This window comes from Actinotalea solisilvae, assembly GCF_016464425.1.
Taxonomy (GTDB): domain Bacteria; phylum Actinomycetota; class Actinomycetes; order Actinomycetales; family Cellulomonadaceae; genus Actinotalea; species Actinotalea solisilvae.
This window is the reverse complement of the sequence record NZ_JADDKQ010000019.1, coordinates 27,720-40,810: the sequence shown is the minus strand read 5'-3', so window position 1 is coordinate 40,810 and position 13,091 is coordinate 27,720. Positions and strand designations below refer to the sequence as shown.

The following is a 13,091-nucleotide window of genomic DNA, read 5'->3' as shown; positions in this document are numbered from 1 at the left end:
GCCTCATGTCCCGATCCGGCGCCGAGCTGGCGCTGCTCCTGCTCGGCAGCTACCGCACCCTCGTGGACGCCGTGGTCCGTGAGCTCGCCGACCGGGGGTACGACGACGTCCGGCCGGTCCACGACTTCGCGATGCGCGCGATCGTCGCGGGCGCGGACAGCGCGTCGGCGCTCGGCCGGAGCCTGTCGGTCTCCAAGCAGGCCGCCGCGAAGACGATCGCCGTGCTCGTGGACCGCGGCTACGTCGCGACCGCCCCCGACCCCCGCGACGCCCGCCGCAAGCGGCTCGAGGTGACGCCGCTGGGGCACGAGGTCATGCGCGAGGGCGAGGCGGTCTTCGACCGGCTCCACCGCGAGCTCGCCGCGACCCTGGGCGCGGACGCGCTCGCCCTCCTCGAGGAGCAGCTCCGTGTCGTCGTCGGGGACACGCCCGTCCGGCTCGAGGCCCCGGGATGGGTCGCGCAGGACCTCTGACGAGCCGCCGCGGGCACGCTCAGGCCGCGACGGCGCCGAGCCGGTCGAGGACCGCGCGCGCGGCGACGCGGCCGGCGCGGTTCGCGCCGATCGTGCTCGCCGACGGCCCGTAGCCGACGAGCTGCACGCGCGGGTCGCGGACCGCCGTCGTGCCGTCGAGGCGGATGCCGCCGGCGGCCGCGCGCAGGCGCAGCGGCGCGAGGTGGCCGACGTCCGGCCGGAAGCCCGTCGCCCAGAGGATCGCGTCGGCGCGCTGCCGGCTGCCGTCCGGCCAGACGACGCCGTCGGGCTCGATCGAGGAGATCATCGGCCGCCGGTCGGCGTACACGCCGCGTGCGGCAGCCGCGCGCTCCTGCGCGCGGAGCATGAGTCCCGTGACGCTCACGACGCTCTGCGGCGGCAGACCCTGCCGCACCCGCTCCTCGACGAGCGCGACGGCGGCGCGTCCCTCGTCGGGCGTGAAGGGCGTGGTGCGCCACACGGGCTCGCGGCGCGTGACCCAGGTCGTCGACGCGACCTCGCTCAGCTCGGCGAGGAGCTGGACCGCGGAGAGCCCGCCGCCGACGACGACCACGTGGAGGCCGGCGAGCTCGTCCGGCCCGCGGTAGTCGCGGGTGTGCAGCTGCCGTCCGGCGAACGTGCCGGCGCCCGGGACCGCGGGGACGAACGGCCGCTCCCACGTGCCCGTCGCGTTGACGAGCGTCCGCGTGGTCCACGTGCGCCCGGACCCCGTGACGCGCAGCAGCCCGGCGCCGTCGTCCTCGACGCGGTCGACGCGGACCGGGCGCACCACGGGGAGGCCCTGGCGCCGCTCGTAGTCGCCGAAGACCGCGGGCACGACGGCGTTCGCGCGCTCGCGCGAGGTCGGCGGTGGGGCGTCGTCGGGCAGCGCGGCGACGCCGTGGACGTCGGCCATGGTGAGCGTGTCCCAGCGGTGCTGCCACGCGCCGCCGGGTGCGGGGTTCGCGTCGAGGACGACGACGTCGGTCCACGGGCGCAGGCCCAGGCGGAGCAGGTGGTGCGCCGCGGAGAGGCCGGCCTGCCCGGCCCCGACGACGACGGACTGCAGCACGGGCTCCACGTCGGGGCAACGCCGGTGCGCGGGGAACTCTTCCGCGGCATCAGCGCACCGGAGGCGCGGCGACGACGGAGGCGGCGTCAGCCCTCGGCGATCCGGCCGAGCCACTCGGCCAGCAGTGCGCGCTCGGGCTCGGTGAGGCGTGTCAGCCCCGGCAGGGCGGCCGTCAGCGTGCGGGCGGCGACGGCGACGGGCTCGGCGCCGGCGCCCGGTGCCGCGTCCGTGGTGATCGCGGCGACGACCGCCTCGCGCGTGACCTCGGCGACGTGCAGGTCGCGCTCGTCGGGCGGCTGCGTGAGGAGCAGCAGCGTGGTGCCGCGGCCGGCGGCCTGCACGACGCGGGCGGCGGTCGCCTCGTCGACCCGGAGCCTGCCGGCCGCGGCGATGCGGCGCACGATGCCCAGGAGGATCTCGTCCGAGCGCCGGACGGCCGGCGACGGCTCGCCGGGTCGCGGGACGCCGTAGATCGCGGTGTAGACGGCGGGGTGGGTCAGGCCGAACTCGAGGTGGAGGTCCCAGCCACGGCGCAGGTCGTCGACCGGGTCCTCGGCGCGCTCGCGGGTGGTCTTCGCGACCACGTACTGCTCGAAGCCCCGCTCGGTGACGGCGTCGAGCAGGCCCTGCTTGTCGCGGAAGAGCCGGTAGATCGCGGGCGCCTGGACGCGGGCCGCCGCGCTCACGGCGCGCGTGGACATCGCGTCCGGCCCTCCCTCGTCGAGCAGGCGCGTCGCCGCCTCGAGGATGCGGTCGCGCGTCGTCGTCGGCATGCGCCGCACGGTAGCACCGTTGGCTCCCCCTGATATTGCCAACGCTAACTCTTGACAGGTATCGGCGATTCGGTAACGTTGATGTTATCGCCGATACCAAGGAGCCACGATGACCGCCACGACCACCGCCCGACCCTCGTCCGCAGCCCTCCTCGCGCTCGTCACCGGCGGCAGCCGCGGGCTGGGCCGCAGCAGCGTCCGCCACCTCGCGCAGGCCGGGGTCGACGTCGTGCTCACCTACCGCAGCAACGAGGCGGAGGCGCGCGCCGCCGTCAGCGAGGTCGAGGACGCGGGTCGCCGCGCCGTCGCGCTGCCGCTCGACACGTCGACCACCGCGGGCATCCCCGCGTTCGTCGACGAGCTGGCGCACGTCCTTCCCGAGCGCTTCGGCCGCGACACCGTCGACCACCTGGTCAACAACGCGGGCACCGGGCTGCACCGGCCGCTCGCCGAGACCACCGAGGCCGAGCTCGACGAGCTGCTCGCGATCCACGTCCGCGGACCCCTGTTCCTCACCCAGGCGCTCCTGCCGACGATCCGCGACGGCGGCCGCATCCTGTTCACGTCCACCGGGCTCACGCGGTTCACGCTGCCGGGCGGGTACGGGGCGTACGCGGCGGCGAAGGCGGCGGTCGAGGCGCTCGCGCGCTACTTCGCGCTCGAGCTCGGCCCGCGCGGCATCGCCGTCAACACCATCGCGCCGGGCGCCGTGCAGACCGACTTCGCGGGCGGCGTCGTGCGCGACGACCCGGCCGTCAACCAGGCGGTCGCCTCGATGACCGCGATGGGGCGCCCCGGCCTGCCCGACGACGTCGGTGCCGCCGTCGCGGCGCTGCTCACCGGAGGGACGGGCTGGATCACCGGGCAGCGGATCGAGATCTCCGGCGGGCAGCGGCTGTGAGCGGCGTGGACGGGCGCCGCCCCGCCGGACGTGCGCGACCCGGCCGGGTCGCCGGTGTCGCGCTCGCGGTCGTGGTCGGCGGCGGGCTCGCCGGGTGCACGCCGCCGCCGACGCCGGCCGAGGGGCCGACGCCGGTCCCGAGCGCGTCCGCCGCGCCCGCGTCCGCGGCGGGCGCCCGAGTCGTCCCCGGCGCCGTGGCCGAGGTCGCGAGCGGGCTCGTCATGCCGTGGGGCCTGGCCTTCCTGCCCGACGGGACGGCTCTCGTCTCGAGCCGGTCCACGGGGGAGGTGCTCCACGTGCGGGGCGACGGGACCCCCGCCCGGGTCGTCGGCACGGTGCCCGGGGTCGAGGTCAGCGCCGAGGGAGGGCTGCTCGGCATCGCGGTCTCGCCCGGCTTCGCCGACGACCGGACGCTCTACGCCTACGTCTCCTCGGCGCCGACCAACCGGGTCGTCGCGCTGCGGGTCGGCGAGGACCTGCGCTCGCTCAGCCTGGAGCGCGTCGTGCTCGACGGCATCCAGACGGCCGACCGCCACCACGGCGGCCGCGTCGTCGTCGGGCCCGACGGTCACCTGTGGATCGGCACGGGCGACGCCTTCGAGCCCGAGAACGCGGCGACGCCCGACTCGCTCAACGGCAAGGTGCTGCGGATCGCGACCGACGGCTCGGTGCCCGCGGACAACCCCTCGGGCACGCCCGTCTACTCGACGGGCCACCGCAACGTCCAGGGCATCGCGTTCGGTCCCGACGGCACCGCGTACGCGTCCGAGCTGGGGCACCGCACGTGGGACGAGGTCAACGTCCTGCGGCCCGGCGTCGACTACGGGTGGCCCGCGTCGGAGGGCACGGTCGGCGGCCACGGCGAGCTTCCCCTCGTCACGCTGCACCCGGACGACGCGTCCCCGTCGGGCGTCGCCTACGCGCGCGGCTCCCTGTGGACGGCGGCCCTGGGAGGGCAGCGCCTGTGGCAGGTCCCCGTCGACGGGCCCCGCGTGACGGGGGACCCCGTCGCCTGGCTCGCCGGTGAGCACGGCCGCCTCCGCACGGTCGAGGTCGCGCCCGACGGCTCGCTCTGGGTCGTCACGTCCAACACGGACGGGGCGACGTGGGGCGGCACGGAGCCCCGACCCGGGGACGACCGCATCCTGCGTGTCGAGCTCGTCGAGAGCTGAGCAGCCCGGCCCGGCGCCCGGTGGGCCCCTCGCGCGGACGCCATCGACGGCCCGTAGTGTTGCCGCGTGACGGCGCCGGCGACGACCGGCCGGCGGCCCCCGCCGCCCGTCACCTGACACGTGAGCTCATGAGGGAGATCTGATGCCCGGCGGTCTTGCTGCGCTCCTGGACGACGTCGCCGCGCTCGTGAAGCTCGCCGCGGCCTCGGTGGACGACGTCGGCGCCGCAGCCGGTCGCGCGAGCGCGAAGGCGGCGGGCGTCGTCATCGACGACACGGCCGTGACGCCGCGCTACGTGCACGGGTTCACCCCCGATCGCGAGCTGCCCATCGTCCGGCGGATCGCCGTCGGCTCGCTGCGCAACAAGCTGCTGTTCATCCTCCCCGCGGCGCTGCTGCTCAGCCAGTTCCTGCCCTGGCTGCTCACACCGATCCTCATGATCGGCGGCACCTATCTCGCCTTCGAGGGCGCGGAGAAGATCTGGGAGCTCGTCAGCGGGCACTCCAAGCACGCGAAGGCCGTCCCGGCCGCGGCCGTCGGCCCCGACACCGAGAAGACGATGGTCTCGGGCGCGATCCGCACCGACTTCATCCTCTCGGCCGAGATCATGGTCATCGCGCTCAACGAGGTGGCGGACGAGCCGCTCGTCTCGCGCGCCGTGATCCTCGCGGTCGTGGCCCTCGGCATCACCGTGCTCGTCTACGGCGTCGTCGCCCTCATCGTGAAGATGGACGACATCGGCCTGCGGCTCGCGCGCACCCGCCACGGCGGCGTCGCGACCGCCGGCCGGCTGCTCGTCCGCGCCATGCCCAAGGTCCTCAGCGTGCTCTCGACCGTCGGCATCGTCGCGATGCTGTGGGTCGGCGGCCACATCCTCCTCGTCGGCGTCGACGAGCTGGGCTGGCACGCGCCCTACGAGCTCGTGCACCACCTCGAGGAGGCCGTGCACGACGTCGGCGGCATCGGCGGCTTCCTCGCGTGGCTCGTCAACACGCTCGCCTCCGCGGTCATCGGCCTGCTCGTCGGCGCGGTCGTCGTCGCCGTCATGCACGTCATCCCGCGCCGCGGGGGCCACGGCGACGCCGCCGCCCACGGCGCTGCGGCCCACGACGAGGCCGCAGGCCACGGCGCCGCGGCCGACGACGACATCGCAGGCCACGGCGCCGCGAGCCGCAGCGACACCGAGGCGCCGGGGCCCGGCCCCGCGCACTAGCGCCGTCCGGGGCGCGGGACCCGGGGGTCAGCCCGACGCCTCGAGGGTGTCGACGTGCTCGCCGACCGTGTCGGTGCGCAGCGCCTCCATGAGCGCGGCGAACGGGGCGGGGTCCGGCAGGACGACGTCCTCGCCGCCGGCCGCCTCGCTCGTGGGCGCCGCGACGACGTCGACGTCGTCGGGCCGCAGCTGACGCAGGCTCGCGAGCAGCCCGACCATCGTCGCGCGGTCGAGGCCCTCGTCGACGGCGACCGAGCCGGACACGACGTCGAGCAGCAGCGGCCAGCTCGTGGGGTTGCCGCGCACGTCGTCGTCGGCGACGCGGTCGAGGATCGCCTCGAGCCAGGCGAGCGCGCGCAGCGGGCGCGAGCCCTGGTCGGCCGAGCCGTGGACCAGGAGCAGCGCCTGCTCCCCGGAGAGCCGGTGCTCGCCCGCGGGCACGACGACGCGTCCGCCCGCCACGACGGCCTCGGGCACCGCCAGGTCGACGCCGCCGAGCGCGTCGGTGAGCCGCGCGAACGTCGCGGCGTCCGTGAGCGCCACGTGGTCCACGCGCACGTCGGTCACCTGCTCGACGGCCTGGACGGCGCCGGCCGGCCCGCCCTCGGCGAACGCCGACCGCAGCGTGGCGTCGTCGCCCGCGGCAGGGTCGCCCGCCGCGAGGTCCGGCGGCAGCGCCACGACCTGCGCGCTCTCCCGGTCCGCGGCCACGCGCGCGAGCAGGACGACGTCGGTGACCTCGGCGGCCTCCGCCCAGGCCTCGGGACCGGAGCCGACGTCGTCCGCGGAGCCGAGCACGAGGATCGTCACGGGCTCGGCGACCGGCTCGCCGGCGGGCACCTCGGGCTCGGCCGGCGCGGGCCGGGACGGCAGCCCCGCGAACGGGTCGGGGAAGCGCTCGATGCGGTCGTCCAGGCGGTCCAGCGCGACGAGCGAGGCGGTCGTGACGGCGACGACCAGGACGACGAGCGACGCGAGGACGACGAGCGCGACGTCGCGCCGCCGGCGGCGGCGGCGCACGGCCGGTCGCGGCGGGACGACCACGGGCGGCTCGTCCGACTCGGGCCCGGGCACGGGACGCACGGTGGCGACGACCGCTCCGACGGCGGCCGTGAGCTCGGCGAACGTCTCGTCGTAGGCGCGGCGGTCGTGACCGAAGGGGTCGGGGACGTCGTCCTCGACGGGGTCGAGCGGCGCCGTCCGCCCGCGCTGCGGCCCCGCCGCCCCGACGAGCGCGCGCAGACGCTCGAGCGCGTCGCCGTCGGGCAGCGCCTCGGGCCCGAGCGACCGCGCGACGCGCGCGAGCTCGGGGAGGGTGAACGTGCGCCGCAGCGCCGCCGGCACGCGGCGGACCACCTCGGCGCGCTCCTCGCGGCTCGCGGTGAGGACGAGGTCGGCGTCCTGGACGAGCTCGATGGTCAGCTCGCGGGGCGTGTGCCCGTCCGCCGGAGCACCCGTCGCCGCGAGGAGCTCGACGAGCGGCTCGGGCACCGGCTGCTCGAGCGCCGCGTGCGTCCCCGCGCTCGCGACGTCGATCGCGTCGGCGCCCGGCGCCCCCTCCAGACCGGCGCGCAGGAGCCGCTCGGCGGCGGCGGAGCGGCACAGGTTCATCCCGCCCACGACCAGCACGCCGAACCGGCCCGACGTGGCGTCGGGCGCGTCCCCGGGGGGCGGCCTCATCGCCCCATTGTGGGACGAACCGGACACCGTGGATACGGCATGTCCGCGGGGAGGGCCGCGGGGGCGGTCGACGCCCTCGGGCCGGGCCTGCCCGTGAGCCTGTCCGAGGGCCCGGGCGGCGCGGTAGGAAGGGGCATGGCTCCCGACGCCGCGGCCGTCGCCGCACCCGTCCTCGTCGTCGGCGCCGGGCCCGCGGGCCTCGCGGCCGCCGCGGCCCTCGGCCGCCGGGGCGTCCCGGCCGTCGTGCTCGAGCGGGCCGACGTCGTCGCGTCGTCGTGGCGCGGCCACTACGACCGGCTGCACCTGCACACGACGCGCCGCATGTCCGCGCTGCCCGGGCTGGCGATCCCCCGGTCGGCGGGACGCTGGGTGAGCCGCGACGACGTCGTCGCCTACCTCGAGCGCTACGCGGCCCACCACCGGCTCGACGTGCGTACCGGCGTGGAGGTCACCGCCGTCGTGCGCGACGGCGACCGGTGGCTGCTCGAGGGCACCGAGGCGGCCGGCGACGGCGAGCCGCTCGCGTCGCCCCACGTGGTCGTCGCCACCGGCTACAACCACGTCCCGGCGGTGCCGGCGTGGCCCGGCGTCGAGGCGTGGCCGGGGACGCTGCTGCACGCACGCGACTACCGGGCGCCCGCCGCGTTCCGCGGCCGGGACGTGCTCGTCGTGGGCTCGGGCAACACGGGGGCCGAGATCGCGGTCGACCTGGCCGAGGGTGGCGCGGCGCGCGTGCGGCTCTCGTTCCGGACGGCGCCCAACATCGTGCGGCGCAGCACGGCCGGGTGGCCCGCCCAGGCGACGGGCGTGCTCGTGCGCCACCTCCCCGTGCCGCTCGTGGACCGGATGGGGGTGGTCGTGACCCGGCTCGGCGTGCCGGACCTCACCGCGTACGGCCTGCCGCGCTCGACGGTCGGCGTCGCGACCCGCGTGCGTCAGGGCACGGTGCCGTTGCAGGACGTCGGCCTGGTGGCCGCGGTGCGCGCGCGCCGCGTCGAGCCGGTGCCTGCCGTCGTCGGCTTCGAGCCCGATGCCGTGGTCCTCGCCGACGGCGCCCGCGTGACGCCCGACGTCGTCGTCGCGGCCACGGGCTACCGGCCGGGTCTCGAGTCGCTGCTCGGCGGGCTCGGCGTCCTGGACGCGCGCGGGCTGCCCCGCGCGCGCGGCGCCCGGACGGCGCCCGGAGCGCCGGGGCTGTACGTCACGGGCTTCACGAACCCGATCAGCGGGATGCTCCGGGAGATGCGGATCGACGCGGTGCGGATCGCGCGCGCCATCGCGCGCGAGCGGGCCGGGGCCGGGGCTCCGTCCGTCGGGGTGGCGCAGCGCTGACCGCGGCCGCGGGCGGCGGGACGGCGTGCGGCGTCGCGAGCGACGGCCGCGGGGCCGATGATGGGACGCATGGTGCGGCAGGCCTTCTCCCCGGGCGACCTCCTCGTCGCCGTGCCGCACCTCGAGGACCCGAACTTCCGCCGGTCGGTCGTCCTGCTGCTGCACCACGACCGCGAGGGCGCGCTCGGCGTCGTGCTCAACCGTCCGCTCGGCGTGGACCTCGGCGCCGTGCTGCCCTCGTGGCAGGACGTCGTCAGCGAACCGGCGACGCTCTTCCAGGGCGGTCCCGTGGGCCTCGACGGCGCGCTCGGCGTCGCGACGCTGCGCGCGGGCACGGAGCCGCCCGCGCCGGTCACCCGGATCTCGCCTGCCTTCGGCCTCGTGGACCTCGACGGCGACCCCGACGTCCTCGGCGGCCTGCTCGGGCTGCGGGTGTTCGCCGGCCACGCCGGCTGGGGCTCGGGGCAGCTCGACGCCGAGGTGGCCGCGGGGGACTGGTACGTCGTGCCCGCGCTCCCGTCGGACGCGATCGCGCCCGACCCCGCGGTGCTCTGGCGCCAGGTGCTGCGTCGCCAGGGCGGCGCCATGGCGATCGTCTCGACCTTCCCGGACGACCCGCGCCTCAACTGACGGCCACCCGGGGCGGCCGCCTGGGCGCGGGGCCCGAGGTCCCGGATATCTCACCCACAGGTCCCGGACGGGACGGTGGCGCCGGTGGAACGCTGGTGGTGCGGACCGGTCACCCGGCCCGCCGGCCCCACGGGGCGCAACCCGTCCCGGGGGCCGATGGCGGCCACCACCCGCCTGCCCGACGACGCGCAGGAGATCCCCGTGCACCCCGACCTGTACCTCACGATCTACCGCCAGCAGATGCGCCGGCTCGAGCAGCGCCTCGAGATCCAGTGCGCGACGGACGCCCGCGGCGCCGGCACCCGCCGGCAGGAGCGTCGGCACACGCCGCACCTGCCGCACCTGCCCCTGCACCGGCGGTCCGCGCAGCACCGCTGAGCCCGCCCGGTCGCGAGGCCGGGGACGCACGGCCTCGCCGGCCGGGGGACGAGACGTCCCGGACATGAGCCGGACACCCGGCCGGACGGCCCGTGGCCCTACCGTGTGACCATGGTGACTGCTGCGCGCATCGAGGCCACGGCCTCCACCGCGGCCGACAGGGTCCTCGGCGGCTTCGCCCGGGCGTTCGCGTGGTTCACCGCGCGCCCCTGGTGGCAGCAGGTGGGCATCGTGTGGGCGCTCGGCCGGGTCTTCTCGGTGCTCGTCGTGCTCACGGTCGCGCGCATGCAGGCCGAGAACCCGTGGTCGCCCGTGCGGCCCGGGTACTTCGAGTACATCGACGGCTGGGACGCCGGCTGGTACCACAAGATCTACGACGAGGGCTATCCGTCCCCGCTGCCGCGGGACGCCGAGGGGCACGTCGAGACGAACCAGTGGGCGTTCTACCCGATGCTCCCGGGGCTGTCCCGCCTGGTGCACGCCGTGACCGGCGTGGACTTCCGGTACAGCGCGCCCATCATCGCGACGATCGCGAGCCTCGCGCTGTGCCTGGTGCTGTTCCGGCTGTTCTCGACGCGCGCCACGGCGCCGGTCGCGCTCACCGCGGTCGCGCTGTTCTCCTTCCAGCCGGCCGCGCCGATCCTGCAGTTCGGCTACGGCGAGTCCCTCGGGATGCTCCTGCTCGTGGGGATCTTCCTGCTCGTGCTCCAGCACCGGTACTACGCGGCGGTCCCGCTCGTGCTCGTCATGAGCGTCACGCGGCCGATGGCGGCCCCGCTCGCGCTCACCCTGCTGCTGCTGGGCATCGGCTGGTTCATGCGGCGCGACCGCGAGCCGGTCGACGCGCGGCGGTGGTGGGGCCTCGGCGTGCTCACCGCGGTCTCGGGCCTCGCGACGTTCGTGTGGCCGGCGGTCGCCGCCGTGACGACCGGCGAGCTCACGGCGTACTTCCAGACCGAGGGCGCGTGGCGCGGCGACGAGCACCCGCTGCCGGGCCAGCTGTGGTTCAACATCGGGATCCGGCTGTTCGGGCGGCCCTTCGGGCTGCTCGCGCCGATCCTCTTCGGGCTCGGGCTGGTCGTCGTCATGGCGACCAGGACCGTCCGTCGGCTCGGCGCGCTGATGTACCTCTGGACCGCCGTCTACCTCTTCTACCTGCTGGGCACGATCGCGCCCAACGGGTCGCTGTTCCGGCTCATGATGCCGACGTTCCCGCTGTTCCTGGCGGCGTCGATGGCGTCGAGCTCCAAGGCCTACCGGACCGCGCTGATCATCGGCTCGATGGTCGCCCAGATCGTCTGGGTCGCCTGGCTGTGGCACTGGTCGGGCGTCGGGCTCCACGGTGCGCGAGAGTCGAACCCCTAGGGACGGCACGAGCAGCGGCACGGGGGTGGCCGGGTGGCGAGGAAGCGCGACGCGCGCACGGGCGAGCTCGAGACCTACCGGTCGATGCGCGACTTCAGCCGCACGGCCGAGCCGGCCGGCGGGCCGCCCGAGCCGGAGCCCGACGGCGCCCTGAGGTTCGTCGTCCAGCGCCACCGCGCGCGCCGGCTGCACTACGACCTGCGGTTCGAGATGGGCGGCGTGCTCGCCAGCTGGGCCGTGCCACGCGGCCCGACGCTCGACCCGGCGGCGCGGCGGATGGCCGTCCACGTCGAGGACCACCCGCTCGAGTACGCCGACTTCGAGGGCGTCATCCCCTCCGGCGAGTACGGCGGCGGCGACGTCATCGTGTGGGACCGGGGCACGTGGGAGCCCCACGGCACCGACGACCCGGTGGCCGCGGTCGCTGCGGGCGAGCTGCACGCCGAGATGCACGGCGAGCGCCTGCGCGGGCGCCTCGTGCTCGTGCGCCGCGGCGAGGCCGACGAGCACGGCAAGGAGCAGTGGCTCCTGCTCCACAAGCGCGACGAGCACGCGGTCGAGGGCTGGGACGCCGAGGACCACCCGACGTCCGTCGTCTCGGGCCGCACCAACGACGAGGTGAAGGCCGACCCCGACCGGCTGTGGCGCTCGGACCTGCCCGCCGCCGAGGCGTCGATCGAGCTCCACCCGCCGGTGCCCGCGGGCCCGACGGACGACGAGCTCGCGGCGCTCGACGACCTCGGCGCGGGCGGCACGTGGGAGGTCCTGGGCCGCAGCCTGCGCCTGACCAACCTCGACAAGGTGCTCTTCCCCGGTCGCGACGGCGAGCCGGACGTCACCAAGCGCGAGCTCGTGCGCTACGCGGCGCGCATCGCACCCGTCGTCCTGCCGTACCTGCGCGGTCGGCCGCTCAACATGCACCGCTACCCCGACGGCGCGGCCAAGAAGGGGTTCTGGCACAAGCAGCTCCCCTCGCACGCGCCCGCGTGGGTGCCGCGCTGGGACAACCCCGAGGCCGACGACGGCGAGAGCACGACCTACCTCGTCGTCGACGAGCCCGCGGCGCTGGTCTGGGCGGCGAACTTCGGGGCCCTCGAGTGGCACGCGTGGACGTCCCGAGCGGCCGACCCGCACCACCCGACCTACGCGCTCGTCGACATCGACCCGGGCCCGTCGACCGCGTGGGACGACGTGGTCCTGCTCGCGCGCCTGCACCGCGACGCCTTCGCCCACCTCGGCGTGCGGGCGTACCCCAAGCTCACGGGGCGGCGGGGCATCCAGGTGTGGGTGCCGATCGCCGTCAGGCCGGGCTTCGACGAGGCGCGCGCGTGGGTCGAGCGGCTCTCGAAGACCGTGGGCGCCGTGGTGCCCGACCTCGTGAGCTGGCGGTGGGAGGTGCGCGACCGTGGCGGCCAGGCGCGGCTCGACTACACGCAGAACGCGATCAACAAGACGCTCGTCGCCCCGTACAGCCCGCGCGCGGCGGCCGGGGCGCCGGTGTCGGCGCCGATCACCTGGGACGAGCTCGACGAGGAGTGGCTCCGCCCCGACGCGTTCACGATCCGCACGGTCCTCGACCGCCTCGCCGACCGCGGCGACCCCTTCCGCGGGGTGCTCGAACCCGGCCAGACCCTCCCGCCCCTCACCTGACCCGTCGGCCCCACCGCCCCCGCCCTTCTCGCCGAGGTCGCTGGTTCACGTCGAGGGGGGGGGGGGGGACCAACCCCCACCGCCCCCAACCCCCACCCCCCCGGGGGGGGGGGGGGGGGGGGGGGGCGGGGGGGCGCCCCCCCCCGCCCCCCCCCCCCCCCCCCCCCCCCCCCCCCCCCCCCCCCCCACGGCCGGGTCCACCGTGGGCACCGGCTCGGGCGGGCACGCGGCGAAGACGTCGGCCGCGAGTCGGGCGGCCTCCGGCCGCCGCGTCGGGTCCGGGTCGCACGCCGCACGCAGGAGCGCCGTGAGCACGGCCACGTCACCGGCTCCGCGCTCCGTCTCGTCCCCGGGCCCGCCGCCCGCGGGCGGCAGTCCGGCCGGGTCAGCGGGGTGGCGCGGGCTCCCGCCGTCGGGGCCGAGGAGGGCGAGCCCGAGGCGGCCGAGGGCGT

The 13,091-nt window shown here is 76.7% G+C and carries 12 protein-coding genes; 9 read left to right on the top strand and 3 right to left on the bottom strand.

Annotated elements, in window-relative coordinates; genetic code table 11:
• Positions 1-5 precede the first annotated feature (5 nt).
• Complete coding sequence (locus tag JIG38_RS14725) at positions 6-473, top strand: MarR family winged helix-turn-helix transcriptional regulator (protein ID WP_199424579.1); 468 nt, start codon at positions 6-8, stop codon at positions 471-473.
• Positions 474-492: 19 nt separating this feature from the next.
• On the opposite strand, the gene JIG38_RS14720 is transcribed toward JIG38_RS14725, so the two are convergent.
• Both JIG38_RS14720 and JIG38_RS20335 read right to left on the bottom strand, forming a co-directional pair.
• Positions 493-1,545 carry an FAD-dependent oxidoreductase gene (locus tag JIG38_RS14720; RefSeq protein WP_307844952.1) on the bottom strand — a complete coding sequence of 351 codons (1,053 nt, stop codon included), beginning with the start codon at positions 1,543-1,545 and terminating at the stop codon, positions 493-495.
• 86 nt (positions 1,546-1,631) lie between these two features.
• Positions 1,632-2,318 (bottom strand): TetR/AcrR family transcriptional regulator, encoded by a 687-nt coding sequence (locus JIG38_RS20335; protein WP_233405062.1) that lies wholly within the window; start codon positions 2,316-2,318, stop codon positions 1,632-1,634.
• A 109-nt stretch (positions 2,319-2,427) separates the two neighbouring features.
• Between JIG38_RS20335 and JIG38_RS14715 the strand changes: the two genes are divergently transcribed.
• The 3 genes from JIG38_RS14715 to JIG38_RS14705 all read left to right on the top strand — a co-directional run bounded on the left by JIG38_RS14715 (position 2,428) and on the right by JIG38_RS14705 (position 5,604).
• Positions 2,428-3,219 carry an SDR family NAD(P)-dependent oxidoreductase gene (locus JIG38_RS14715; RefSeq protein ID WP_199424578.1) on the top strand — a complete coding sequence of 264 codons (792 nt, stop codon included), beginning with the start codon at positions 2,428-2,430 and terminating at the stop codon, positions 3,217-3,219.
• Complete coding sequence (locus JIG38_RS14710; protein ID WP_307844951.1) at positions 3,216-4,391, top strand: PQQ-dependent sugar dehydrogenase; 1,176 nt, start codon at positions 3,216-3,218, stop codon at positions 4,389-4,391. Before JIG38_RS14715 ends, JIG38_RS14710 begins: the two co-directional genes overlap by 4 nt.
• 142 nt (positions 4,392-4,533) lie before the next feature.
• The gene (locus tag JIG38_RS14705) at positions 4,534-5,604 is read left to right on the top strand and encodes a DUF808 domain-containing protein (RefSeq protein ID WP_199424577.1); all 1,071 of its coding nucleotides are present in this window, start codon (positions 4,534-4,536) and stop codon (positions 5,602-5,604) included.
• Positions 5,605-5,631: 27 nt separating this feature from the next.
• Here the strand turns inward: JIG38_RS14705 and JIG38_RS14700 are convergent, their stop codons facing one another.
• Positions 5,632-7,284: an LCP family glycopolymer transferase gene (locus tag JIG38_RS14700; RefSeq protein ID WP_199424576.1), complete on the bottom strand. Its 1,653-nt coding sequence runs from the start codon at positions 7,282-7,284 to the stop codon at positions 5,632-5,634.
• A gap of 39 nt (positions 7,285-7,323) precedes the next feature.
• Between JIG38_RS14700 and JIG38_RS14695 the strand changes: the two genes are divergently transcribed.
• From JIG38_RS14695 to ligD, 5 genes are all read left to right on the top strand, one after another.
• Entirely contained in the window at positions 7,324-8,616 is a 1,293-nt protein-coding gene (locus tag JIG38_RS14695) for a flavin-containing monooxygenase (protein WP_233405061.1), read from the top strand.
• Positions 8,617-8,685: 69 nt separating this feature from the next.
• Positions 8,686-9,246 (top strand): YqgE/AlgH family protein, encoded by a 561-nt coding sequence (locus JIG38_RS14690; RefSeq protein WP_199424575.1) that lies wholly within the window; start codon positions 8,686-8,688, stop codon positions 9,244-9,246.
• Positions 9,247-9,402: 156 nt separating this feature from the next.
• The gene (locus JIG38_RS14685; RefSeq protein ID WP_199424574.1) at positions 9,403-9,624 is read left to right on the top strand and encodes a hypothetical protein; all 222 of its coding nucleotides are present in this window, start codon (positions 9,403-9,405) and stop codon (positions 9,622-9,624) included.
• A gap of 111 nt (positions 9,625-9,735) precedes the next feature.
• The gene (locus JIG38_RS14680; RefSeq protein ID WP_199424573.1) at positions 9,736-10,989 is read left to right on the top strand and encodes a hypothetical protein; all 1,254 of its coding nucleotides are present in this window, start codon (positions 9,736-9,738) and stop codon (positions 10,987-10,989) included.
• A 33-nt stretch (positions 10,990-11,022) separates the two neighbouring features.
• Positions 11,023-12,639: a non-homologous end-joining DNA ligase gene (gene ligD / locus JIG38_RS14675; protein WP_307844950.1), complete on the top strand. Its 1,617-nt coding sequence runs from the start codon at positions 11,023-11,025 to the stop codon at positions 12,637-12,639.
• Positions 12,640-13,091: the final 452 nt, after the last annotated feature.

Coding starts and splice junctions, on each gene's coding strand:
- JIG38_RS14725 (WP_199424579.1), top strand. CDS start 6: ATGTCCCGATCCGGCGCCGAGCTGGCGCTGCTCCTGCTCGGCAGCTAC.
- JIG38_RS20335 (WP_233405062.1), bottom strand. CDS start 2,318: ATGCCGACGACGACGCGCGACCGCATCCTCGAGGCGGCGACGCGCCTG.
- JIG38_RS14715 (WP_199424578.1), top strand. CDS start 2,428: ATGACCGCCACGACCACCGCCCGACCCTCGTCCGCAGCCCTCCTCGCG.
- JIG38_RS14705 (WP_199424577.1), top strand. CDS start 4,534: ATGCCCGGCGGTCTTGCTGCGCTCCTGGACGACGTCGCCGCGCTCGTG.
- JIG38_RS14700 (WP_199424576.1), bottom strand. CDS start 7,284: ATGAGGCCGCCCCCCGGGGACGCGCCCGACGCCACGTCGGGCCGGTTC.
- JIG38_RS14695 (WP_233405061.1), top strand. CDS start 7,324: ATGTCCGCGGGGAGGGCCGCGGGGGCGGTCGACGCCCTCGGGCCGGGC.
- JIG38_RS14690 (WP_199424575.1), top strand. CDS start 8,686: ATGGTGCGGCAGGCCTTCTCCCCGGGCGACCTCCTCGTCGCCGTGCCG.
- JIG38_RS14685 (WP_199424574.1), top strand. CDS start 9,403: ATGGCGGCCACCACCCGCCTGCCCGACGACGCGCAGGAGATCCCCGTG.
- JIG38_RS14680 (WP_199424573.1), top strand. CDS start 9,736: ATGGTGACTGCTGCGCGCATCGAGGCCACGGCCTCCACCGCGGCCGAC.